Source organism: Micromonospora sp. Mcm103, assembly GCF_024519755.1.
Lineage (GTDB): Bacteria > Actinomycetota > Actinomycetes > Mycobacteriales > Micromonosporaceae > Micromonospora > Micromonospora aurantiaca.
This window is the reverse complement of the sequence record NZ_JALJRJ010000007.1, coordinates 179,145-201,161: the sequence shown is the minus strand read 5'-3', so window position 1 is coordinate 201,161 and position 22,017 is coordinate 179,145. Positions and strand designations below refer to the sequence as shown.

At 73.2% G+C, this 22,017-nt stretch carries 20 protein-coding genes and 1 tRNA gene; 11 read left to right on the top strand and 10 right to left on the bottom strand.

Annotated elements, in window-relative coordinates; translation table 11 throughout:
* Positions 1-11: 11 nt before the first annotated feature.
* Entirely contained in the window at positions 12-1,298 is a 1,287-nt protein-coding gene (locus tag OC439_RS11855; RefSeq protein WP_262013437.1) for an MFS transporter, read from the bottom strand.
* Between the two features lie 110 nt (positions 1,299-1,408).
* Here OC439_RS11855 and OC439_RS11850 point away from each other — a divergent pair, with 110 nt between their 5' ends.
* A complete protein-coding gene (locus OC439_RS11850; protein WP_262013436.1) occupies positions 1,409-1,882 on the top strand; it encodes a hypothetical protein in 474 nt (157 codons plus the stop codon).
* Positions 1,883-1,919: 37 nt separating this feature from the next.
* Here the strand turns inward: OC439_RS11850 and OC439_RS11845 are convergent, their stop codons facing one another.
* From OC439_RS11845 to OC439_RS11830, 4 genes are all read right to left on the bottom strand, one after another.
* Positions 1,920-3,023, bottom strand: coding sequence for a calcium:proton antiporter (locus OC439_RS11845; protein ID WP_262013435.1), 1,104 nt, complete (start codon positions 3,021-3,023; stop codon positions 1,920-1,922).
* A 76-nt stretch (positions 3,024-3,099) separates the two neighbouring features.
* Positions 3,100-3,774 (bottom strand): HAD family hydrolase, encoded by a 675-nt coding sequence (locus OC439_RS11840; RefSeq protein WP_262013434.1) that lies wholly within the window; start codon positions 3,772-3,774, stop codon positions 3,100-3,102.
* A gap of 82 nt (positions 3,775-3,856) precedes the next feature.
* Positions 3,857-3,933, bottom strand: a tRNA-Pro gene (locus OC439_RS11835).
* Between the two features lie 130 nt (positions 3,934-4,063).
* Positions 4,064-4,957 carry a metallophosphoesterase gene (locus OC439_RS11830; protein ID WP_262013433.1) on the bottom strand — a complete coding sequence of 298 codons (894 nt, stop codon included), beginning with the start codon at positions 4,955-4,957 and terminating at the stop codon, positions 4,064-4,066.
* A 25-nt stretch (positions 4,958-4,982) separates the two neighbouring features.
* On the opposite strand from OC439_RS11830, the gene OC439_RS11825 reads away from it, so the two are divergent.
* Positions 4,983-5,438, top strand: coding sequence for a GatB/YqeY domain-containing protein (locus tag OC439_RS11825; protein ID WP_262013432.1), 456 nt, complete (start codon positions 4,983-4,985; stop codon positions 5,436-5,438).
* Positions 5,439-5,515: 77 nt separating this feature from the next.
* Here the strand turns inward: OC439_RS11825 and OC439_RS11820 are convergent, their stop codons facing one another.
* On the bottom strand, positions 5,516-7,960 hold the full coding sequence (locus OC439_RS11820) for a transglycosylase domain-containing protein (RefSeq protein ID WP_262013431.1): 2,445 nt from the start codon (positions 7,958-7,960) through the stop codon (positions 5,516-5,518).
* Positions 7,961-8,362: 402 nt separating this feature from the next.
* On the opposite strand from OC439_RS11820, the gene OC439_RS11815 reads away from it, so the two are divergent.
* A complete protein-coding gene (locus OC439_RS11815; protein ID WP_043327856.1) occupies positions 8,363-8,683 on the top strand; it encodes a WhiB family transcriptional regulator in 321 nt (106 codons plus the stop codon).
* 9 nt (positions 8,684-8,692) lie between these two features.
* Here the strand turns inward: OC439_RS11815 and OC439_RS11810 are convergent, their stop codons facing one another.
* From OC439_RS11810 to OC439_RS11800, 3 genes are read right to left on the bottom strand one after another with little or no spacing between them, the layout of a single operon-like run.
* Entirely contained in the window at positions 8,693-9,841 is a 1,149-nt protein-coding gene (locus OC439_RS11810) for an ArsA family ATPase (RefSeq protein ID WP_262013430.1), read from the bottom strand.
* A 54-nt stretch (positions 9,842-9,895) separates the two neighbouring features.
* Positions 9,896-10,870 carry an ArsA-related P-loop ATPase gene (locus OC439_RS11805; protein WP_030273789.1) on the bottom strand — a complete coding sequence of 325 codons (975 nt, stop codon included), beginning with the start codon at positions 10,868-10,870 and terminating at the stop codon, positions 9,896-9,898.
* A gap of 49 nt (positions 10,871-10,919) precedes the next feature.
* Positions 10,920-11,498 carry a hypothetical protein gene (locus OC439_RS11800; protein ID WP_262013429.1) on the bottom strand — a complete coding sequence of 193 codons (579 nt, stop codon included), beginning with the start codon at positions 11,496-11,498 and terminating at the stop codon, positions 10,920-10,922.
* Positions 11,499-11,834: 336 nt separating this feature from the next.
* Between OC439_RS11800 and OC439_RS11795 the strand changes: the two genes are divergently transcribed.
* The 7 genes from OC439_RS11795 to OC439_RS11765 all read left to right on the top strand — a co-directional run bounded on the left by OC439_RS11795 (position 11,835) and on the right by OC439_RS11765 (position 19,550).
* On the top strand, positions 11,835-12,275 hold the full coding sequence (locus OC439_RS11795) for a hypothetical protein (RefSeq protein ID WP_194801986.1): 441 nt from the start codon (positions 11,835-11,837) through the stop codon (positions 12,273-12,275).
* Positions 12,276-12,337: 62 nt separating this feature from the next.
* The gene (locus tag OC439_RS11790) at positions 12,338-12,493 is read left to right on the top strand and encodes a DUF4177 domain-containing protein (protein ID WP_013289021.1); all 156 of its coding nucleotides are present in this window, start codon (positions 12,338-12,340) and stop codon (positions 12,491-12,493) included.
* 5 nt (positions 12,494-12,498) lie between these two features.
* Entirely contained in the window at positions 12,499-12,960 is a 462-nt protein-coding gene (locus OC439_RS11785; RefSeq protein ID WP_135242382.1) for a RidA family protein, read from the top strand.
* 130 nt (positions 12,961-13,090) lie between these two features.
* Entirely contained in the window at positions 13,091-13,885 is a 795-nt protein-coding gene (locus OC439_RS11780) for an MBL fold metallo-hydrolase (RefSeq protein ID WP_410054910.1), read from the top strand.
* Positions 13,882-17,463: an adenylate/guanylate cyclase domain-containing protein gene (locus tag OC439_RS11775; protein WP_262013428.1), complete on the top strand. Its 3,582-nt coding sequence runs from the start codon at positions 13,882-13,884 to the stop codon at positions 17,461-17,463. Before OC439_RS11780 ends, OC439_RS11775 begins: the two co-directional genes overlap by 4 nt.
* 134 nt (positions 17,464-17,597) lie before the next feature.
* On the top strand, positions 17,598-18,056 hold the full coding sequence (locus OC439_RS11770) for a hypothetical protein (protein ID WP_262013427.1): 459 nt from the start codon (positions 17,598-17,600) through the stop codon (positions 18,054-18,056).
* Positions 18,057-18,086: 30 nt separating this feature from the next.
* A complete protein-coding gene (locus OC439_RS11765) occupies positions 18,087-19,550 on the top strand; it encodes a serine/threonine-protein kinase (protein ID WP_262013426.1) in 1,464 nt (487 codons plus the stop codon).
* On the opposite strand, the gene OC439_RS11760 is transcribed toward OC439_RS11765, so the two are convergent.
* On the bottom strand, positions 19,537-20,001 hold the full coding sequence (locus OC439_RS11760) for a hypothetical protein (RefSeq protein ID WP_262013425.1): 465 nt from the start codon (positions 19,999-20,001) through the stop codon (positions 19,537-19,539). The genes OC439_RS11765 and OC439_RS11760 overlap by 14 nt on opposite strands.
* A 235-nt stretch (positions 20,002-20,236) precedes the next feature.
* On the opposite strand from OC439_RS11760, the gene OC439_RS11755 reads away from it, so the two are divergent.
* Entirely contained in the window at positions 20,237-22,015 is a 1,779-nt protein-coding gene (locus OC439_RS11755; protein ID WP_262013424.1) for an alpha/beta hydrolase, read from the top strand.
* The last annotated feature ends 2 nt before the right edge of the window (positions 22,016-22,017 follow it).

Genomic DNA, 22,017 nt, shown 5'->3' with positions numbered 1-22,017 from the left:
CGGCTTCGATGTCAGGCCGTCGCCCGCGCGGGCTCCGGCGTCGCGGCGGCCGTCACGCGGCCGTCCTGTGCGGCGGTGAGCAGCGGACGCAGCGACAGCGCGAGCACCGAGGCGGCCAGGCAGCCGCCCACCACCACCGCCACCCAGACCCGGCCGTTCGCCGCGCCGATCAGCGGGCCGGCGGTGACCGGGCCGACCACGCCGCTGATCCCGAAGATCATCGAGCTCATCGCGTTGTACCGGCCGCGCAGCTCGTCGGTGGCGAGCGCGTTGGTGATCGCGGGCATGACCGGCGACAGCATCGTCTCGCCGAACCCGAAGATGGCCGAGCAGGCCACCACGCCGAGCGCCGCGAGCACCGCGTTGCCGCTGCCCACCACGCCCGCCGCGCCGAGCACCAGCCACGCGCCGGCGAAGACCGCACCGACGGTGGCGAGTGCACGGGTACGGCTGCGCCCCTCCAGCCGCCGGATCACCAGCAACTGCGAGAGCACGATCATCACCGTGTTCGCGGCCAGCGCCCACGCCACCACCCGGGGCGTCACCTCGACCACCCGGACCGAGTACGCCGCGAAACCCACCTCGATCTGCGCGTACCCGCAGGTGGTGAGCACCAGGCCGAAGACGACCAGGCGGCGGAACGGCCGGTCCCGCAGCACCGTGAGGTAGCCGCCGGGCCTCCCGTCGGCGGACTTCGCGCCGGCGGCCACGGCCGGGCGGCGTCCGACGTGCGGCAGCGTGAGCAGGATCAGCGCGGGGGTCAGGTAGCTCACCGCGTCCAGCAGGTAGATCACCTCGAAGGTGATCGGACGGGCCACGTCGACCACCGCGCCGGAGATCAGGCCGCCGGTGCCGATACCCAGGTTGAGCAGCGCGAAGTTGAGCCCGAAGACGCGCTGCCGCTCGCCGTCGTCGGTCAGCGACGCGAGGATCGTGTTCTGCCCGGCCCAGATCGCCGAACTGCCGACGGCGATCAGCGTCATCACGCCGAACGCCGAGGCGGTCGAGTCGACGAGCGCCAGCGAGCCGGTGCCGATCGCCTCGATCACCAGGCAGGGCAGCACCACCCGGCGCGCGCCGAACCGGTCGATGAACGTGCCGGCCAGCGGCGAGAGAGCCAGCGTGACAGCGCCGAACCAGCCGATCACCAGCCCGGCCCGGGTGTCGGTCAGGCCGCGTACGTCGGTGAGGTAGATGAACAGGAACGGCAGGGTGAGGCCGCGCCCGACAGCGGAGAACAACGTGCCGAGCAGGATCCGGCGGGCTTCGGGACGGGCGGGCAGGGCGCGGCGCAGCATGGCAGGGATTCTGTTCGGCGGGTACGACGACCGCGACCCGTTTACCCCTTACACACGCGGTCGCCGGGCCGGAAGGTGAGCGAGCACACGTGCTCTGCCATGCTGACCCGGTGACGACGACCTGGCGGCACCTGCCCGCACCGGCCCGCGAGATCGCCGAGACGGCCACCGGCGCGGTGGGCGCCGCGCAGGCCCGCGACGCCGAGGCGTACGCCCCGGCCGTCGAGCGGCTGGCCGCCGCCGACCGGTCCGGGCTGGTGCTCGGCGGCGTGGTCCGGCTGCTGCTGGAAGAGGGGCACCCGGACGGGCTGGACGGCGACGACGTACGCCAGGTGCTGGAACAGTGCGTCCGGTCGGCGGCGACCTGGTGGCCCGACGTCGACCCGCACGTGCTGCTGGTGCTGCTGGCCGGCGCGCTCGGCGTCTACGACCCGGGTGACGACGAGAACCCGCCCGACCCGGCGGCGATCGCCCGGCATGCGCCGCTGCTGGTGGCCGACCTGCTGGCGGTCACCGGGCGGCCGTTCGCCGAGTACCTGACCGCCGCGTTCGCCGAGGTGGCGCGGACGGAGATGCACGACTGACGGTTCTTGCCGGCGCGCGGCTCGGCAGTGGGCCCGCTTACGGGCTGGCGGCCAGGAAGACGAACGCGGCGAGCAGCACCAGGTGCACGCCGCCCTGGAGCACAGTCGCCCGGCCCGGCACGACGGTGAGCACCGCCGTCACCGCGGTCAGCGCCAGCAACGTCATCTGGGTGCCGCCCAGGCCCAGCATCAGCGGCCCGTCCAGCCAGATCGAGGCGATCGCGATGGCCGGGATGGTCAGGCCGATGCTGGCCATTGCCGAGCCGAGCGCGAGGTTGAGGCTGATCTGCACCCGGTCCCGCCGGGCCGCCCGGGCCGCGGCGAGCGTCTCCGGCAGCAGCACTAGCAGCGCGATGACCACGCCGACGAACGCCTGCGGCAGGTTCGCCGCGCTGACCGCCGTCTCGATCGCCGGGGAGATCGTCTTCGCGTCGCCGACCACCGCGACGAGCGCCACCACCAGCAGCGCCAGGCTGGCCAGCGCGGTACGGGTGGACGGCGGCTCGGCGTGCCCGTCGCCGGTCTTGTCCTCGGCGAGGATGCTGCCCTCCTGCGTGACCGGGAGGAAGTAGTCGCGGTGCCGGCCGGTCTGCACCATGACGAACAGCAGGTAGAGCGCGAGCGAGGCGACTGCCGCGAAGGCGAGCTGCGCGGGGGAGAACTCCGGGCCCGGCCGGCTCGTGGTGAACGTCGGCACCACCATGCTGAGCGTGGCGAGCGTGGCCACCGTGGCGAGCGCCCCGCCGGTGCCCTCCGGATTGAACACCGCCACCTTTCGCCGCAGCGCGCCGAGCAGCAGCGACAGGCCGAGGATGCCGTTGCAGGTGATCATGACGGCGGCGAAGACGGTGTCCCGCGCGAGCGCCTGCGTCTTGTCGCCGCCGCTGATCATCAGCGTGACGATCAGACCGACTTCGATCACGGTGACCGCCACCGCGAGCACGAGTGACCCGTACGGCTCACCGACCTTGTGCGCGACCACCTCGGCGTGGTGGACAGCCGCCAGTACGGCCGCCGCGAGCAGGCCCGCCACCACGAAGATGAGCGGGCCGGGCAGCTCCCGTCCCCAGGTCATCACGAGCACGAGCACGGCGACCAGGGGCGCGACGGTGGTCCAATCGGTCAGGCGGGATCGGATCATCGGCGGCATGCGCATACTTTGCCAGGCAGCAGGGGCAACAACGTGTGGCGGGGTGGCTTCGGGCAGCTCTGTCGATCTATCCGGTGGAGGCCGGCTGCTCCAGGTGGGCGGACAGGTCACGGAGGTTCGCGATCACCGGTCCGATCCAGCCGGGATCGGTGTCCTGGTGTTCGGTGGTCCGGAGCACCGTCATGCCGACCGCCGCCGCACCGGCCAGTTCGCCGTCAGCGCCGTCTCCCACGTACACGCAGTCGGCCGGCGCGACGCCCAGCCGCTGCGCGGCGGCGCGGTAGATCGCCGGATCCGGCTTGGCCAGCCCGGCCTCGCAGGAGAACACCGTGACGTCGAAACGCCGGGCGAGCGGTCCGCCCGGCCACGCCTCGGCCGTCTCCGACGTGGCGTTGCTGATCAGGGCCAGCCGGTGCCCGCGCTCGCGCAGCGCGTCGAGCACGTCCAGCGTGGCAGGCGAGACGCGGCCCAGCACCCGGTGGGCGAGGGCCAGCCGGCGCGCGGCGGCGCGGGCCACCTGCTCATCCGTAGGCGAACCACCGAGGCGCTCGGCGAGGATGCGGACGGTCTCCGCCGCGTTCCAGCGGACGAGGCGGTCCCGCCAGGTCGCGTGGTACGCGGCGACGAGCGCCGCCGGATCCACCCCGACGACGAGCGCCATCTCGCCGACCACGCGGTCCCGCTCGTCGTCGGCGCCGTGGACCAGGGTGTGGAAGAGGTCGAAGACGACCGGCCGTGGCATGGCGGGATCCTACTGCGACGGTGACCGGTGCCGGGGAAACGCAGAGGGCACATCCGACGGATCGGATGTGCCCTCTTACCTCTGGTCGGGGTGGCCGGATTCGAACCGACGACCTCTTCGTCCCGAACGAAGCGCGCTACCAAGCTGCGCCACACCCCGAGGCGTGCCGACAAATAGTAGCCCACCCGCCCGCACGGTCAAACTCGGTACCCCCCGCCCCGCGTACCCGGCAGATCTTGGTACGGATCGGCCCCGGGAAGGGCGGGCGCGTACCAAGATCTGCCGGGGGTCAGCGGGGGATCAAGGTGAGGATGCTGGCCTCCGGGGGGCAGGCGAAGCGGATGGGGGCGGTGGGGTGGGTGCCGAGGCCGGCGGAGACGTGCAGCCAGGAGTCCGAGCCGGGCCAGCGGTGCAGTCCGCGCGCCATCGAGCGGGGCAGCCCGCAGTTGGTCACCAGGGCGCCGTACCCGGGCACGCAGACCTGGCCGCCGTGGGTGTGCCCGGCGAGCAGCAGACCGAAGCCGTCGGCGGCCATCCGGTCCAGCACGATCGGCTCGGGGGAGTGGGACACCGCGATCGACAGCGCCGCGTCGCCACTGACCCGGCCGGCCACGGCGTCGTAGTCGTCGCGTTCGATGTGCGGGTCGTCCACGCCGACCAGCTCGATCTCCCGCCCGCCTGCTTTGAGCGTGGTGCGGGCGTTGTTCAGGTCGGCCCAGCCGGCGCCGGTGAGGATGTCGCGCAGTTCCTCGTACGGCAGCGGCACGCCCTCGGTGTACTCCCGGTCGGGCAGGAAGTAGGTGAAGGGGTTCTTGAAGACCGGACCGGTGTAGTCGTTGGAGCCGAAGACGAACGCGCCGGGCAGATCGAGCAGCGGCTGCAGGGCGCGCAGCACGCCCGGCACCGACTCCGGGTGCGCCATGTTGTCGCCGGTGACCACGACCAGGTCGGGGTCGAGCGCGGCCAGTGAGGCCACCCAGTCCTGCTTGCGTCGCTGGCCGGGCATCATGTGCAGGTCGGAGAGGTGCAGCACCCGCAGCGGTTCGGCGTCGGTCGGGAGCACCGGCACGTCGTACCGGCGGAGGGTGAACATGTTGCGCTCGACGAGCGACGCGTACGCCAGGGTGGCCGCGCCGGCGGCGACGGTTCCGGCCGCGAGCCGGAATAGTGTGCGCTTTCGCATGGCGTTCAGGGTAGTTTCACCGTCCATGAGCACGCTGAAGGACCGTCTCACCGCCGACATGCGCGCCGCTCTCAAGGCGCGCGACGAGCTGACCACCTCCACGCTGCGGATGGCCCTGGCCGCCGTGGGCAACGCCGAGGTCGCCGGCCGGGAAAAGCGCGAGCTCAGCGACGACGAGGTGCTCGCCGTGCTGACCAAGGAGGCGAAGAAGCGCCGCGAGGCGGCGGTGGCGTTCGCCGACGCCGGGCGCGCCGAGCAGGCCGGCAAGGAGACCGCCGAGGGTGAGGTGCTGGAGCGCTACCTGCCCAAGCAGCTCTCCGACGAGGAGCTGGCCGAGCTGGTCTCGGGGGCGCTCGCTGCGGGCGGCTTCACCGGCAAGGCGCAGATGGGCCCGGCCATGAAGGCGGCCCAGGGCGCGGTGGCCGGCCGGGCCGAGGGTGGCCGGGTCGCCGCCGAGGTACGCCGCCAGCTCGGTCTCTGACCCCGGCGCTCCGGTAGCGCGGAAACGACGACGGCCACCTCCCGGGGGAGGTGGCCGTCGCTGTCTGCTGTCCGGGGTCAGTTCCCCGGTCGTCCCGGCCGGCCGTTACCCCCGCCCGGCCCACCCGGCCGGTCCGGTGTCGCGGTGCCGCCCTGCTCCGGGGTGCCCGTGCCCTGGCCGGAGCTGACCTCGATCATCACCACGCCACCCTTGATGGTGCGCCCGTCCGGGCTGGTGCCGGCCGCGGTGCCGGCCGGGCACTCCGACGGCACCTTGTTGCTGGAGACCACCGGCTCGAAGCCGGCGCCCTTCAGCCGGGACTTCGCGGTGTCGATCGACTCGCACTTCACGCCGGGGATGGAGCGCTGGTCGCCCAGGACGATCTTGCCGCTGGGCGGGGTGAAGTTCTTCCGCTCCTTGCCCTTCATGGCGTCGCGCAGCGTCTGGTAGACCGCCGGGTTGATGCCCTGGGGCGTCTCGTCGTGGCCCATCTTCTGGTTGGTCTGCGGCCAGTCCGGGTCGGCCATGATGCCGGCCACCGCGTACTGCTTGGTCATCGCGACAAGCGCCGAGGTGCGGTCGGAGTCGGTGGTGCCGGACTTGCCGGCCACCGGCGCGTCGACGATGTTGCGGACGTTGCCGGCGGTGGCGGTGCCGCACTTGCTGGTGGAGGAGCGGTCACCGACCGGGCAGCGCGCGGCGTCCACGGCGGCGCGGGCCACCTCGGTGCTGACCCGCTGCTCGCAGCGGGGGTTGGCGACGTCCAGCTTCTCGCCGTCCGGGCCGCGGATCTCCTGCACCGGGATCGGCTCGCAGTACTTGCCGTCGGCGGCGAGCGTGGCGTACGCGTTCGCCAGCTCCAGCGGAGTGGTCTGGGAGACGCCGAGGCTGAACGCGCCCCACTGGTGCGGGTTGGCGGCGAGCTGCGCGTCGCTGGACGAGCGGAACGTGATGCCGAGCTTCTGCGCGGCCTTCACCACGTTCTCCGCGCCGACCCGCTGCTGGAGGTCGATGAAGAACGTGTTGACCGAGTAACCGAAGCCGCTCCACATGTTGTGCATGCCGGCCATCGCGGGGTTGGCGTTCTTCGGGCAGTACTTGTTGGTGCCCGGGCAGGCGGCCGGCGAGTTGAACTCGACCGGGTAGTTCGACTTGAACACCGGCTGCGCGTTGATGGGGTAGCTGAGCGGGTAGCCCTTCTCCAGCGCGGCCACCAGCGTGAAGATCTTGAAGGTCGAGCCGGCCTGGTAGCCGGCGATGCCGGGGCCACCGGTGACCAGCGGGTTCACCGTGTTGGGGTAGTTGCCCCGGATCTTCTTCTTGGCCTTCTTCGGGTCGCTGGAGATCTTGTTCTGCGGGTCGGCCGGGTCGTCGAGCTTGAAGTTCCGGTTCACCGCCACGGCGCGGACCCGGCCGGTGCCCGGTTCGACAGCGGTCACCATGCGGGCCGCCTTGCTGCTCTCGCCGAGCTTGTTGCGGACGGCCTTGTCGGCGCCCTTCTGGGCCTGGACGTCCAGCGTGGAGATGATGGTGTAGCCGCCGCTCTTGAGCCGCCGCTCACGGTCGTACGAGGTGGCGCCGAACGTCTCCTGCTGGAGCCACCAGCGGTAGAGGTAGTCGCAGAAGAAGCCCCAGGAGCGGGTGGTGGTCTGGGTGCAGCCGTTCGGGGTGCGCTTGCCCTTGACCTGGAGCTTGATCTTCTTGGCGGCGTCCGCCTCCTGCTGGGTGATCGCGCCGATCTGCACCATGTTCTGGATGACGTAGTCGCGCCGGCCGACCGCCTCCGGGTAACCCGCCTTGGTGGTCGGGTCGAACGCGGTGGGGGCCTTCACCATGCCGGCGAGCATCGCCGACTCCTGGATGTCGAGCTTGCTCGGCGGCTTGTTGAAGTAGACCTGGCTGGCCGCCCAGATGCCGTACGCACTGTTGCCGAACGCGGCGATGTTCAGGTAGCGCTCCAGGATCTCGTCCTTGGAGAGCTCCTTGTCGACCTGGAGCGCCAGGCTCATCTCGCGCAGCTTGCGACCGCTGGTGTCCTCGGTCGCGGCGACGACGTCGGCCGGGTGCGTGGCCGAGTAGGAGATGGCCAGCCGGACGTACTGCATGGTGAGCGTCGACGCGCCCTGCCGGGAGGCGCCGGAGGCCTGGTTGTTGACGAAGGCCCGCGCCACACCGTTGATGTCCACGCCGTTGTGCTTGTAGAAGTCGTGGTCCTCGGCCGCGATGATGGCCTTCTGCATGTACGGCGAGATGTCCTTGAGCTTGACGTCCTTGCGGTTCTCGTCGTACATCGTGGCCAGCACGGTCTTGCCGTCGGCCGCGAGCAGCTTGGTGATCTGGGGTGCCCGGGCGACTGTCAGCTCCTTGGGCAACGCCTCGAACGTCTCCGCCCCGGCCTTGGCGGCCAGTCCGGACATCGCTGCCACGGGGAAGGCCGCCGCAGCGACCACCACTCCGGCCAACAGGCCGCAGATCAGCAGCGATGCGGCGTTGGTCAGCACGTTGTGGTCACGTTTCCGCATCCAGGTCACCTCGACAGGGTACGCGAGTAGGAATCGGCGGGCGCGCGGGGAACTTTCCCCATTTCCTGCACGCGCCGGCCTCGTTGTGCTAAACGCACGAGCCCTGGTCCGAGGTTGCGTGGGATCCGGCGGAAGTCTCGCCGAACTCCGGGAGCGGCGCAGCGTTTTCACGTAGTCGGGCGGGGTAGTCGCGGGGCGAAAGCCCGGGAAGCCGGGAGTGTCCGGAATGATGGATTTCGCCGACAACGTTGCGTAATCGGGCGACTACACAGCATGATGGTGGCGGCGACCGCAGCCAGTGTCGTTCGTGCCGCCCTGGGGAGGCCGGGGCGAACGACCGGGGGGAAGTACGAGGGCTGCTCGCGCGAAGTCGGTAGGTACTGCAAGGGGGGACGTGTACAGATGGGCATGATCACTGACTGGCCGTCACTGGCGGCGTGTCAGAACGGAGACCCGGACGCGTTGTTCGTACAGGGCGCCGAACAGAACGTGGCGAAGAGGATCTGCCGGAGCTGCCCAGTTCGGTACGAGTGCCTGGCCGACGCGCTCGACAACCGGATCGAGTTCGGCGTGTGGGGTGGCATGACCGAGCGCGAGCGCCGGGCGTTGCTGCGCCGTCACCCGCAGGTCACCAGCTGGCGCAAGATGTTCGAGGCGGCCATGAAGAAGAACGCCAAGGAGAAGGCCGGCAAGGACAAGGTCCTGGTCACCACGGCCACCTGACCGCACCGGTCAGCTCCGGCTGATCGCCTCGCCGATCGTCCGCAGCCCGTCGACGTCGTGCACGTCGGCGGGTTGCGCCGTCACCGACACCGCCGGCACCGCCGGGAACGCCTCGGTGAACCGGGCCGCCACCTGCTCCTCGCGCACCGCCTGCTGGGCCAGCGCGGCGTGCGCGCGCAACACCTCGACGGTGCCCTCGTGCCCACCCAGGCCGGCCAGCCGCTCCGCGGCGGCCAGGCTCTCCGCCGCGGACAGGGCCGCGGCCGGCCGGTGCACCCGGTTGAGCACCAGCCCGGCCAGCGGCATCCGCTCCTCACGCAGGCGGCCGGCGAAGTAGGCGGCCTCCCGGACCGCGTCCGGCTCCGGCGCCGCGACCAGCAGGAACGCCGTCTCCCGGGCCTGGAGGATCCGGTACGTCTGCTCGGCGCGCTGCCGGAACCCGCCGAACATCGAGTCGAGGGCGGCCACGAAGCCGGACAGGTCGGTGAGCAACTGGGCGCCGATCACCTTCTGCACCACCTTGGAGAACATCCCGAAGCTGGCGGTGACCAGGCTGAACATGCTCCGCCCGCCGCTGCGTGCCGGAGCCAGCAGCAGCCGCAGCATCCGGCCGTCGAGGAACCGGGACAGCCGGGCCGGTGCGTCCAGGAAGTCGAGCGCGGACCGCGACGGCGGCGTGTCCACCACGATCAGGTCCCACTCGCCCCGGGCGTGCAACTGGCCCAGCTTCTCCATCGCCATGTACTCCTGTGTGCCGGCGAAGGTGGAACTCATGGCCTGGTAGAAGGGGTTCGCGAAGATCTCCGCGGCCTTCGCCGGGTCGGTGTGCTGGAGCACCACGTCGTCGAACGTGCGCTTCATGTCGAGCATCATGGCGTGCAGTTCGCCGCCGCTGGCCTCGACGTCGATGCCCTTGACCTGCCGGGGTGTGTTGTCCAGCTCGGTCAGGCCGAGCGACTGGGCCAGCCGGCGGGCCGGGTCGATGGTGAGCACCACCGTCCGCCGGCCGTGCCGTTCGGCCGCCCGCAGCGCCAGCGCCGCGGCGGTGGTCGTCTTGCCCACGCCGCCCGCCCCGCAGCAGACCACGATCCGTACGCCGTCGTCGGCGAGGATCTGGTCGACGTCAAGCGGAGGCGCCGCGTCTTCGGAAGGCACCAATCGAGCGTATCGGTCCCGAGGGCCTCTCTGCTCCGTGCCGGCCGCAGGTGTGAGTCAATCCGCCCGGACGAGGGCCTCGGCGAGCGTCTCCAGCCCGGCCCGGTCGACCCCCTCGGGCAGCAGCGGCAACTCGACCAGGGGCAGGCCCAGATCCACCAGGTCACCCCGCAGGGAGTCCTCCAGCTCACGGCGTACCTGCTGGTCACGAGCCTCCTCGACGAGCCCGGCCACGGTCGGGCCGTCGGTCGGCAGGCCGGCGGCGGCCAGCCCGCGCTTCAGCTCGGCCGCTGTCACCGCGCGTCCGGCCGGCACCGGCGGACGGACGCCGTTGACGATCACCCGGCCGACCGGGAAACCGAGCTGGGTCAGCTCCGCGACCGCGTCGAGCGTCTCCTGGACCGGCATCTCCTCCAGCAGCGTGACCACGTGCACAGCGGTCATCGGGGACCGGAGCAGCGCGGAGACGCCCTCGCTCTGGGTCTTGATCGGGCCGACCTTCGCCAGCCGGGCGGTCTCCGCCGTCACGTTCAGGAAGCGGCCGATCCGCCCGGTCGGCGGCGCGTCCAGCACCACCGCGTCGTACGTCCGGCGCGATCCGCTGGTGCGGGTGGTCGCCTCCTTGACCTTGCCGGTGAGCAGCACGTCGCGCAGGCCCGGCGCGATCGTGGTGGCGAAGTCGATCGCGCCGAGCTTGCGCAGCGCCCGGCCGGCCGCGCCGAGCTTGTAGAACATGTCCAGGTATTCGAGGAGCGCCTCCTCGGCGTCGACCGCCAGCGCCCGCACCTCACCGCCGCCGGGCGCGTCGGCGAGGTGCCGTTCCTCGTACGGCAGCGGGTCGGTGCCGAAGAGCTGGGCGATGCCCTGCCGGCCCTCCACCTCGACCAGCAGGGTGCGCCGGCCCCCGGCGGCCAGTCCGAGGGCCAGCGCGGCGGCCACGCTGGTCTTTCCGGTGCCGCCCTTGCCGGTCACCACGTGCAGGCGGGCCGGCCATCTGCCGGCGGACTCGGCCGGCTGCTCACTAGCTGCCACCCGTCGAGCCTAACCAGCCGTTGGGACCAGCTCTGTCCGGCCGGTGGGATCAGCCGACCTCGCAGACCCACCAACCCGTCTTCCGCACCACTGTGAAACGCAGCGCCTGCTCGGCGACCTTCTCGTCGGCGGTGGTCATGGTCACCCGCGCGGAGACGGTGGCCCGGTCCCCGGTCTGGTTGTCGACGGTCGGGGTGGGCCAGCGGAAACGGGGGTTCTGGTACTGCGCGACGTACTCCCGCACCTCGGTGACCTTGGCGGCGATCTTCTCGTCGTCACGGGCCGCCGAGCAGACGAACGCGGCCGCCTTCTCGGCGTCGCGCTCCTGGTAGACGGCCTTGAGGAAGCCGTCCACGGCTACCTGCGGTTCTTTCGCGCCCTGGCCGTCCTCGCTGTTGCGTAACGCGAGGAACGCGGCAGTGCCCCCGCCGCCGCAGAGCAGGACCGCGGCGGCCAGCACCAGCGAGACGATCAGCACCGCCGGTCGCTTTCGCGGCGGGGTGCCGGACGGATACGCCGGCGGACCGGCTGCGGGTGCGGATCCCGGCGGCGCGCCGCCGACGGGCGGCGGTTGCGGATTCGGGTCGCCGGGCGTGCCGGTGTCGCCACCGGCGGGCGGTTGGGTCATCTGTCTCCCCCGGGTTGCGGCTCCCGTCGCCGCCCCAGGCGACGGGCACGGGTCGAGGTGTGCGGGCGCGCGTCGGCGCGCGTCCAGTCCGGAAGGGTATCGGTCGGCGGTGCGCTTGCCAGCCCCGCGTACGCGCCCCGCCGGGCGGACACGGCTACCGCGTTCCCGACCAGCCTTGTGTCGCAAATGTGACTGGAGGTGACGAGGAGTGCGCGTCCCGTTGCCGGGACTTGTCGAAGGATCTACGTTCGTCCCCGACGCGGAGAGCCGGGCCGGGGACGGCTCCGAGCCGGATGGCGGTGTTTGTTGAACAGGTACGACGCCCGGAGGCGACGGATGCGCGACGCGGAGAACAGTCCCCGAGGCCAGTTCCCCGGTGACCGGGCCGGACGGCCGGGTGAGGCCGAGGTGCCGGGTGCGCCGTTCAACGAGCGCTCCTACGGCCCGCCGGCCGAGGCGGTCCGGACGCTGCCCCGATCCGGCGGGAAGGGGCGGGACGAGGACGAGCCCGGCTACGTCATCCACCTCCAGGTCCGGGTGCCCGACCTGGACGCGGCCACCGCGCTCGCCGGCACCGTGGCCACCTCGCTGGGCTTCCTGGTGGAGCTGGACGCGGGCGAGACCACCGTCTCCACCGCCGACGACCAGAACAACAGGCACCGGGTCTTCTGCGACCTGCTGCTGCCCGACCGCAGCCGGTGCCCGCAGCGCTTCGAGCACGAGGGCCCGTGCGGCGAGCCGCCGCCGGCACCGGAGCCGCGTCCCGCGTCCTGGTGACCGCGGCGGACCGTAGGCTGTGCCTGACCGAAGTCCAAGTCAGGCAAGGGAGCCCTCCTCCGATGCAGAAGTGGGAATACGCCACGGTGCCGCTGCTGGTCCACGCGACCAAGCAGATCCTCGACAACTGGGGCGAGGACGGCTGGGAACTGGTCTCCGTGGTCCCCGGCCCGAACCCGGAGCAGCTCGTCGCGTACCTGAAGCGTCCGAAGGGCTGACCTCGATGAGCAACGGACCCCACGCGAAGCTCGCCGAGCTCGGCCTCGAACTGCCCGAGGTGGTGCCGCCGGTGGCCAGCTACGTGCCGGCCGTCCAGTCCGGGCAGCACGTCTACGTGTCCGGCCAGCTGCCGATGGCCGAGGGCAAGCTGCTCGCCACCGGCAAGGTCGGCAACGGCGTCTCGGCCGAGCAGGCCAAGGACCTGGCGGAGCGGTGCGCGCTGAACGCGCTCGCCGCGATCGACGCGCTGGTCGGGCTGGAGAACGTGGTGAAGGTCGTGAAGCTGACCGGTTTCGTGGCCAGCGCACCCGGCTTCACCGGCCAGCCCGGCGTGATCAACGGTGCCTCCGACCTGTTCGGCGCCGTGTTCGGCGAGGCCGGCCGCCACGCCCGCAGCGCCGTGGGCGTGGCCGAGCTCCCCCTCGACGCCCCGGTAGAGGTAGAGGTCATCGTCGAGGTCGCGTAACGCTGGAGCCCGCCGCTGAAGCCCGCGATCTTGCGGTTGTGGCCCCGGCAGAAGCCCCAGACGGGGACAAAGCTCGGGCCGGAACTGCAAGATCGCGGGGAGTGGCGGGCGGAGTCGTACGATCGCAGCCATGGGTGGGCGTATGGCCGGTGCGGCGGGGGCGCTTGCGGACGGGCTGCCGGGGTGGGTGACGCTGCTGCGTGCGCCGAACCCGGGGCCGATGACGCTCGACGGGACCAACACCTGGGTGCTGCGGGCCGGGCCGGACGCGCCCGCCGTCGTGGTCGACCCGGGGCCCGCCGACGAGGGGCACCTGGCCGCGATCGCGGCGCAGGGACGCATCGGATGCGTGCTGATCACGCACGGGCACGCCGACCACACCGAGGGCGCGCCCCGGCTGCGCGAGCTGCTCGACGGCGTACCGGTGCTCGCCGCCGACCCGGCGCACACCGCCGGAGGCGAGCCGCTCACCGCCGACACCACCATCGACGTGGGGCTGGACCTGCGCCTGCTGCCCACCCCCGGGCACACCGCCGACTCGGTCTGCCTGGTCGCCGCGCACGACGGCGAGCACGTGGTGCTGACCGGTGACACCATCCTCGGCCGGGGCACCACAGTGGTCGCCCACCCGGACGGGCACCTCGGCGACTACCTGTCGAGCCTGGAGCTCCTCTCCGCGTACCGGGGGATCCCGGCGCTGCCGGGCCACGGCCCGGCGCTGGCCGACTGCGGTGTGGCGGCCGACTTCTACCTGGCCCACCGGCGGGCCCGGCTGGACCAGGTGCGTGCCGCCGTCGCCGCGGGCGCCACCACCGCCGCCGAGGTGGCCGCAGTGGTCTACGCCGACGTCGACAGGTCGCTGTGGTGGGCCGCCGAGTGGTCGGTCCGGGCCCAGCTCGAACACCTCGGAGTGGAGCAGCCGTGACCTGCCCGGTGTGCGGAACCGTAGCCGTGCCCGGGGCGCGGTTCTGCCACAACTGCGGGGCGGCGCTTCCGGCTGCCGCCACACTGCCCGCCGCCGAGCGCCGAGTGGTGACGGTGCTCTTCGGTGACCTGTCCGACTTCACCTCCTGGTCGGAGGACCTGGACCCGGAACGGGTCGGCGCGGTCACCGACCGGGTGCTGGCCGCCCTCGCGGGCGCGGTCAAGACGTTCGGCGGGCACGTCGACAAGCTCACCGGCGACGGGATCATGGCGGTCTTCGGCGCGCCTGTGGCGCACGAGGACGACGCCGAGCGGGCCGTCCGCGCCGCGCTGTCCATGCAGCGCGCGGTGCGGCGGGTGCTCGACGACGAGCGCGGCGGCGGCGCGCCGCTGGGACTGCGCGTCGGCCTCAACACCGGGGACGTGATCGCGGGCATCCAGGCGGCGATCGAGTACACGGTCATCGGCGACACGGTGAACACCGCCGCCCGGCTGGCCGACGCCGCCGCCGTCGGTGCGGTCTACGCCGGTGCGCGCACGTCCGCCGCCACCCGGCACGTCGCCTCCTGGCGGGCGCTGCGCCCGCTGCGGCTCAAGGGCAAGCGGGAACCGGTCGAGGCGTACGAGCTGCTGGGCCTGCTCGACGCGCCCGGCACCCGGTCCGGCCTCGGTGACGAGGCGCCGTTCGTGGGCCGGGAGACCGAGATCGGCCGGGTCGCCGGCCGGCTCGCCGAGGTGATCGACAGGGGCGAGCCCCGGGTGCTGCTGATGACCGCCGAGGCGGGGATCGGCAAGTCCCGGTTCGCGGCCGAGGTGGAACGCCTCGCCGCCGGCTACGACGTCGGCGCCGGGCGGTACGCGGCGCACACCGGCGCGCGGGTGCTGTCGGTGCGCTGCGCGGCGTTCGGCGAGCGGCGCCGGCTGGCCCCGCTGGCCGACCTGGTCCGGGCCGCCGTCGGCCTGCCCGGCGACGCGGCCACCGCCGTCACCCGGCCGGCCGTCGAGGAGCGGCTGCGCCGCCTCGGCCAGCGCCTGTCCCGGCTCCCCGGCGACCCGCCGCCGATCGCCGTGGACCAGCTCCTGGCCCTGCTCGGGTACGCCGAACTCCCGCCCGCCACCGAGAACGGCGAGTGGAACGCGGCCGGACCCCCGCCCGACGACGAGGCGGTGCCCACCGCCGTGGCGGACCTGCTCAGCGCGCTCGCCGGTGAGGCGCCGCTGGTGATCGTGGTGGACGATCTGCACGACGCCACCGCCGAGACGCTCAAGGCGCTCGCGCTGACCCTCAACCGGCTCAGCGGGCCGGTGCTGGTGCTGCTGCTCGGCCGCCCCGAGCTGGTACGGACCGCCGGCGCGCTGACCCGCGTCGCGGACGCCGAGGTGCACGCGCTGCCGCCGCTGCGCGGCGCGGACGCGTCCCGGCTGCTCACCAGCTACCTGTCCGGTGGCCGGATGCCCCAGACCGACGCGGACCGGCTGCTCGCCACCGCTCAGGGCAACCCGTTCTACCTGGCCGAACTGGTCACGCTGCTGATGGAGCGCGGTGCGCTCACGGCCGGGCCGGGGCGGGGCTCCGACGTCGGCTGGCGGCTCGCCCCCGGCTCGCTCGGCAGCCGGCTGCTCTCCCGGGACCTGGCCGCGGTGCTCGCCGCGCGTATCGACGCGCTGCCGCCCAATGCCCGCTCGGCGCTGCGCGACGCCGCGGTGGTGGGCGACACCGTACCGGCGGGCGCGCTGGAGGCGCTGCGGGAACAGCGGGTCGGGCAGGACGGGCGGCCCGCCGCGGTGGCCGCCGTCGAGCTGGACCGGGCCGTGGAGGAGTTGCTGCAACGGCGCATGCTGCACCGCACCCGCAGCGGGTTCGCCTTCGCCACCCCGCTGATGCGGGAGGCCGCGTACGCCGGGGTGAGCAAGGCCGAACTGGCCGAGCGGCACGCGGCGCTGGCCCGCTGGGCCGCGCCGGAGAGTGTCGACGAGACCGGCGGCGCACCCGGGGGCGCGTTCACCGAGGCCGCCCGGGACGACTTCGTCGCCGAGCACGTGGAGCGGGCCACAGCGCTCGCCGACGCGGTCAAGCTGCGCCCGGACGCGCCGGCCCGGGCGGTCACCCCGCTGGGCGTGGCCGCGCTGGGCCGGGCCGCCCGCCGGTCGCTGCGGTCGGGGGAGCCGGCTCTCGCCGTCGAGTACGCCGAACGCGCGGCCGAGCTGGCCCGCGACGGGGTGCCCGCGGCTGACCGGGTGGTGCACGCCCGGGCGCTGCTCCAGGTCGGCCGCCCGGCCGACGCGCTGGCGTTCGCCGAGAAGATCGCCGCGAACACCGGCGACCCGGCCACCCGTACCGCCGCGTTGCTGCTCGCCGGGCAGGCCCAGCAGACCCTCGGTGACGCCGAGCGGGCCGAGTGCAACTGGCAGGAGGCGTTGCAGGTGGCGACCGACGCCGACCTGCCCACGCTGCGGGCCTCGGCGATGCGGCGGCTCGGCATGGCCGACTTCATCGCCGGCCGGCTCGGGCAGGCGAGCAGCCGGCTGGCCGCGTCCTACCAGGTCAGTCTCGCCGCGCGGGATCCCCGCGGGCAGGCGTGGTCGTTGCAGAACCTGGCCTGGGTGACCACCACCCGGGGCGACTTCGCCGGCACGGACGCGGTGCTCGGCCGGGCCGCCCGGCTCTTCGCCGAGCTGAAGGACCCGTACGGGCGGGCCTGGCTGCGCGGCACCACCGCGTTCGCCCGGCTGCTCGCGGGCCGGCTGCGTGAGGCGTGCCGGATGGCGCGGGTGTTCCTGCCGTTCGGGGAGCGGGTCGGCGAGGCGTGGGCGGTGGGGACGCTGCGCGCTGTCGAGGCGTACGCCACCGCCGAGCTGGGCGACCTGGCCGAGGCGGACCGGGCGGCGCGGCGTGCGTACCGGGACTTCGCCGAGGTGGGCGACGACTGGGGGCAGGGCTTCGCGCTCGTGGTGCGCGGAGTGGTGGCGCGCGGGCTGGGCGAGCCGGAACACGCGGCCGACCTGTTCACCGACGCGCTCGAGTACGCCGACCGCACCACCCACCCGCTGCTCACCGGCATGGCCGGGACGCTGCGCGGCTTCGTGGCGCTGGACATGGGCGACCACGAGACCGCCGAGCGGGAGGCACGGTCGGTGCTGACCCGGGTGGAGCCGCACAACCCGCAGGCGCCGGCCCAGGTCGCGCCCCGGGTGCTGCTCGCCATGGCCCGCCTCGCGGCCGGTGATCCGGGGACCGCCGTGGGGCTGCTCGCCCCGGTCGCCACCGGCGCGGCGAACGCGCCCTCGCTGTTGTTCTCCCGGCGGCAGACGATGGCCCGGTACGCCGCCGCGCTGCTCGCCCACGGCCAGCGCGAACAGGCGCTCGACTGGGCGCAGCGGTCCATCACCGCCCCGGCGGAGGACGTCCGCAGCCAGGTGGTGGCGCTGCTCGTGCTGGCCGAGGCGCTCGACGCCTGCGGTCGGCGGGCCGAGGCGCTGACGCACGCGGAGGAGGCGGTACGCCTCGCGTACGCCACCGAGCAGCGCAGTGAGCGGATCGTCGCGGACGCGTTGCGGGTGCGCCTCTCCGGGGGCTGATCGCCCGTGTTCTGACGGTTCCGGGGATGTGTTCGTCGGTGGAGCCGGTTAGCGTGGGGCGGCCACAGTCGTGGATCGACTGTGGCCTCCCGGTGCGCGCCTGCGTCACCGGCAGATCACGCTGGGGAGGAACGATGAGGCTGCCGCGCTCGGGCGCCGGCTGGACGATCGCGGTCTTCGGGCTCCTCGCGCTGCTGCTCGGCGCGCTCGGTCTGATCTGGCCGGAGACGCAGCTGCGCCTGCTCGGCTTCGAGGTGCCGGCCGAGCGCGCTCCGGGCGACTACACCGGCACGTTCCTCACCGCGTCCTCGATGGCCTCGTTCAACATGGGGGTCTACTACCTGCTCGCCGTCGCCACCGAGTGGCGGCCGTTCTACCGGTTCACCGTGTGGTTCCGCCTGGTCACCTTCACCGTGTTCACCATCGCGGTGCTCTCCGACGTCGCGCCGGGCCGCTTCTTCGCGGTCGCCGCGTGGGAGGGCCTGGGCGCGCTCGCCACGGCAGCCGGCCTGTGGTGGGACGCCCGCCGGGCGGCTCCCGCCGGTGCCGTGTCCGCGCCGGAGCCGGCGCCGGCCACCGACGCGGCGCGCTGACGGGTCCGGATCGTTGGGTATTTTCGAGTCGTGACCGAGACCCCGCCCGGCGCCCTGCGGCTGCCCATCGTGCCCGGTCTGACCGATCTGCAGGTGTTCGCCCGGGGCGGCTACGCCACCATCTACCGGGCCACCCAGATCTCGGTGGGACGCGAGGTCGCGGTCAAGATCGAGAACCGCACACTGGACAGCGAACGCGACCAGGCCCGCTTCCTGCGCGAGGCCCGTGCCGCCGGGCGGATGTCGTCGCACCCGCACGTCGTCGACCTGTTCGACGTCGGGGTCACCGTCGACCAGCACCCCTACCTCATCATGGAGCTGTGCGACGGCTCGTACGCCGAGCGGATGCGCACCTCCCCGCTGGGTCCGGCGGAGACCCGCGACCTCGGCGTGAAGATCGCCGACGCGCTGGCGCACTCGCACGCGGCGGGCGTCCTGCACCGCGACGTCAAGCCGGCGAACATCCTGCACTCCGAGTTCAACTCGGCGGTCCTGGCCGACTTCGGCCTGGCGGTGCTCGCCGAGTTCCGCGACTCCTCGGTGATGCTGGAGGCGCTCACCCCGGCGTACGCGCCGCCGGAGACGTTCAACCACAGCCCGCCCACGCCCGCCGTCGACGTCTACTCGCTGTGCGCCACGCTCTACGCGCTGATGTACGGCCGTCCGCCGCGCTGGCACACCGAACGCAACCCGAGCCTGGTGACCGTGCTGGAGATGTTCCAGCAGCCGATCCCGGGTCTGCCCGGCGTGCCCGGCGAGCTGATCGACGTACTCCGGCTGGGCATGTCGAACGACCCGGGCGCGCGGCCCTCGGCGGTCGAGCTGCGCGGCCTGCTCGCCTCGCTGCCGCTCGACGGCGCCCCGGCGACCGGCGGCCTGTACGACGGCGGCACCGGCGACCGGTTCCACCGCACCGGCGGGCCGAACCCGCGACCGCCCGCGGACGACGACCACCCGACGGTGGCCTCGCGCCGGCGCTGGCCCAAGCGCTGGTTCCTCGGCGGTGCCGGCGTGCTGGCGCTTGCGGCCTCCGCCGGCGGTGGCTGGGTCGCCGGCGGCCACGCTCCGGCCGCCCTGCCGACGCCGGCGGCCAGCGGGGTGGCGCCGGTGCCGGGATGCGCGTCCGCCGACGTGCGGCTGCCCGCCGGGGCGCGCTGCGCGACGGAACTGGAGTGCTTCGGTCCGGTACGGCTGCGCCGCGACCGGGCCGAGGCGAGCCGGGTGCCGTGCGACGGCCAGCACACGTGGGAGACCTACGCCGCCGGTGACCTGCCGGCCGCGCTCGCCGGGGCCCGGCACGAGACGGTCGCGGCCGACCCGGCCGTCGGCAGGGTGTGCAACGCCGACACGTTCCGGCTGGTCAGCGGCGGCAAGTCGGCGAGCGGGTGGAACCTGGAGGTGCTGCCGCCGGAGGCCGAGGCGGACCGCACCTACCGCTGTCTGGCCGGCCGGGGCGTCAACGCGCTCGCCGGTCCCACGCTCACCGGTCGCTGAGCCCGTTCACGGTCCGGCCCTGCCGCACCGATCGCGGATCGAGCGTCTCCAGCGTGTCCGCGTCCACCGCCGTCGGCGCCCGCATGCCGCGTACCACGCGCGGGTCCAGCGTCTCCAGCGTGTCCGCGTCGATCGGCTGACCCGCCGGGGTGCGCAGGTTCCGCACCGCGCGCGGGTCGATCGCCTCCAGCGTGTCGGCGTCCACTCCGTACCCCTGGTGGGGGACCGGCCAGGTCTCGGCCTGCGGGGTGGGCCCGCCGGTGCCGCCGGGCTGGCGCGCGGCGGTGATCGTCACTCCCGTGATCATGGCGAGCAGCACGCAGACCAGGGCCAGTACGACCGACAGGATGCCGGGCGGACGCCACACGGCGAGGGTCACCACCGCCGCCACCGTCGCCAGGGACGCGACGACGGCCTTCGCCCGCGCATCGGGCTTCGGGAACGATCTCACCCGACAAGCATGGCCCAGCGCGTCCACCTGTCAACCGGCGGGATGAGACGGCTTCCCGTCACCGACGCTCCACTTCGGAGTCGCAGGTAGCGACGATCGAGAAAGAATCGTTACATCATCTGGTCGTTTGCCGTATCGGTCCACGTTTGGGGGTCACTAACGTGGGCGTCGATCCCTACAGTGACGGGGGTCGAGGTCTCCTCGACGGAACTGTTCCCCGACGGAAGGCAGCCTCATGCCCCGTGCAATCCGATCCCTGGCCGCAACCGGGATCGCCGGCGTCCTCCTCGCCGGACCGGCCGTCGCGCCCGCCGCGGCGGCGACTCCGCAACCACCCGCGCACGACAGGACCACCGCCGCCGAGGCGCGCCGGGTGGACCGCGTGCCGACGCCGAAGCTCGACTGGTACGCGTGCTACGACTACGCCGAGTGCGCCACGGTCCGGCTCCCGCTGGACTACGACAACCCGAAGGGCGCCACCACCGAGGTCGCACTGCTCCGGGTCAAGGCCCGCGACCAGCAGCGCAAGGTCGGCAGCCTCTTCCTCAACCCGGGTGGCCCGGGTGGCTCCGGCACGAGCATCGCGCTCGCCGCGCCCTACTTCCTCGGCGACGACCTGCTCGACCGCTTCGACATCGTCGGCGTCGACCCGCGCGGCGTCGAGGCCAGCGAGAACATCAAGTGCTTCCGCTCGGTGAAGGACCAGACCCGGGCGTACGCCGGGCTGAACGTCGCGTTCCCGTGGACCAAGGCGGAGGAGAAGGCGTACGTCGCCGCGTCCAAGGCGGTCGGCAAGGCGTGCTCCACCACCGGCCAGCCGCTCACCGGCGCGGCCTCCACCGCCGAGGTGGCCCGCGACATGGACGTGCTGCGCCGCGCCGTCGGCGACAAGTTGCTCAGCTATCTCGGCTTCAGCTACGGCACCGCGCTGGGCCAGTACTACGCCAACATGTTCCCGGACCGCTTCCGCGCGCTCGTCGTCGACGGCGTGCTCGACCCGAACGCCTGGGTCGGCCAGGGCAGCGCCCGCAACCAGCTCCAGGAGACGCGGCTGCGCAGCGCCGACGGCGCGTACCGGGCGCTGCGGGAGATCCTCGTCCGGTGCGGCAAGGCCGGCGCCGAGAAGTGCGAACTCGCCGCCACCGGCAACCCGCTGGCCGCGTACGACACGGTGGCGAAGCGACTCCGCAAGAAGCCCGTGGTGATCGAGGACCCGGACTTCGGCTCCTTCACCGTCAGCTACGCCGACTTCGTCGGTGCCACGCTCGGCGCGCTGTACGACCCGTACGGCTGGCAGTCGGTCGTCGACATCACCGTGCAGCTCCTGGCCGCCACCGATCCGGCTGCCGGCAAGGCCGCCACCGCGTCGGCCCGCAAGGCGCTCGCCGCCCGCGCCGCGCAGGCACGGCAACAGCGGGGGTACGACTTCCCGTACGACAACGGGCTGGAGACGTTCCTGACCGTCGACTGCACCGACGCGTACCACCCGAAGAGCGCCGACGCCTGGCCGGCGCTGTCGGCGAAGGAGGACAAGCGGGCGCCGTACTTCGGGCGCGCGTGGGCCTGGGGCACCTCGCCCTGTGCCCGCAACACCTGGACGGTGCGGGACGAGGACGCCTGGACCGGGCCGTTCAACCGGGTCACCGCCGCTCCGGTGCTCGTGGTCGGCAACTACTGGGACCCGGCGACCAACTACCAGGGTGCGGTCAGCTCGGCCGAGATGCTGCCGAACAGCCGCCTGCTGAGCAGCGACAGCTGGGGCCACACCGCGTACGGCACCTCGGCGTGCGCGACCGGCCGGATCGACGCGTACCTGCTGACCGGCAAACTGCCGGCCAAGGGCACGCTCTGCGTCGGTGACGCGCAGCCGTTCCAGGAGGACGCGGCGGCCGGCCGGGCGGACGCGTCGAAGAGCGAGCTGGCCCGGGCGGGCGAGCCGCGCCGGGGCGAGCCGAAGCGGCTGCCGCCGGTGGCGACGCCGCGTCCGGCGGTCGGCACGCTGACCGTCCGCTGACG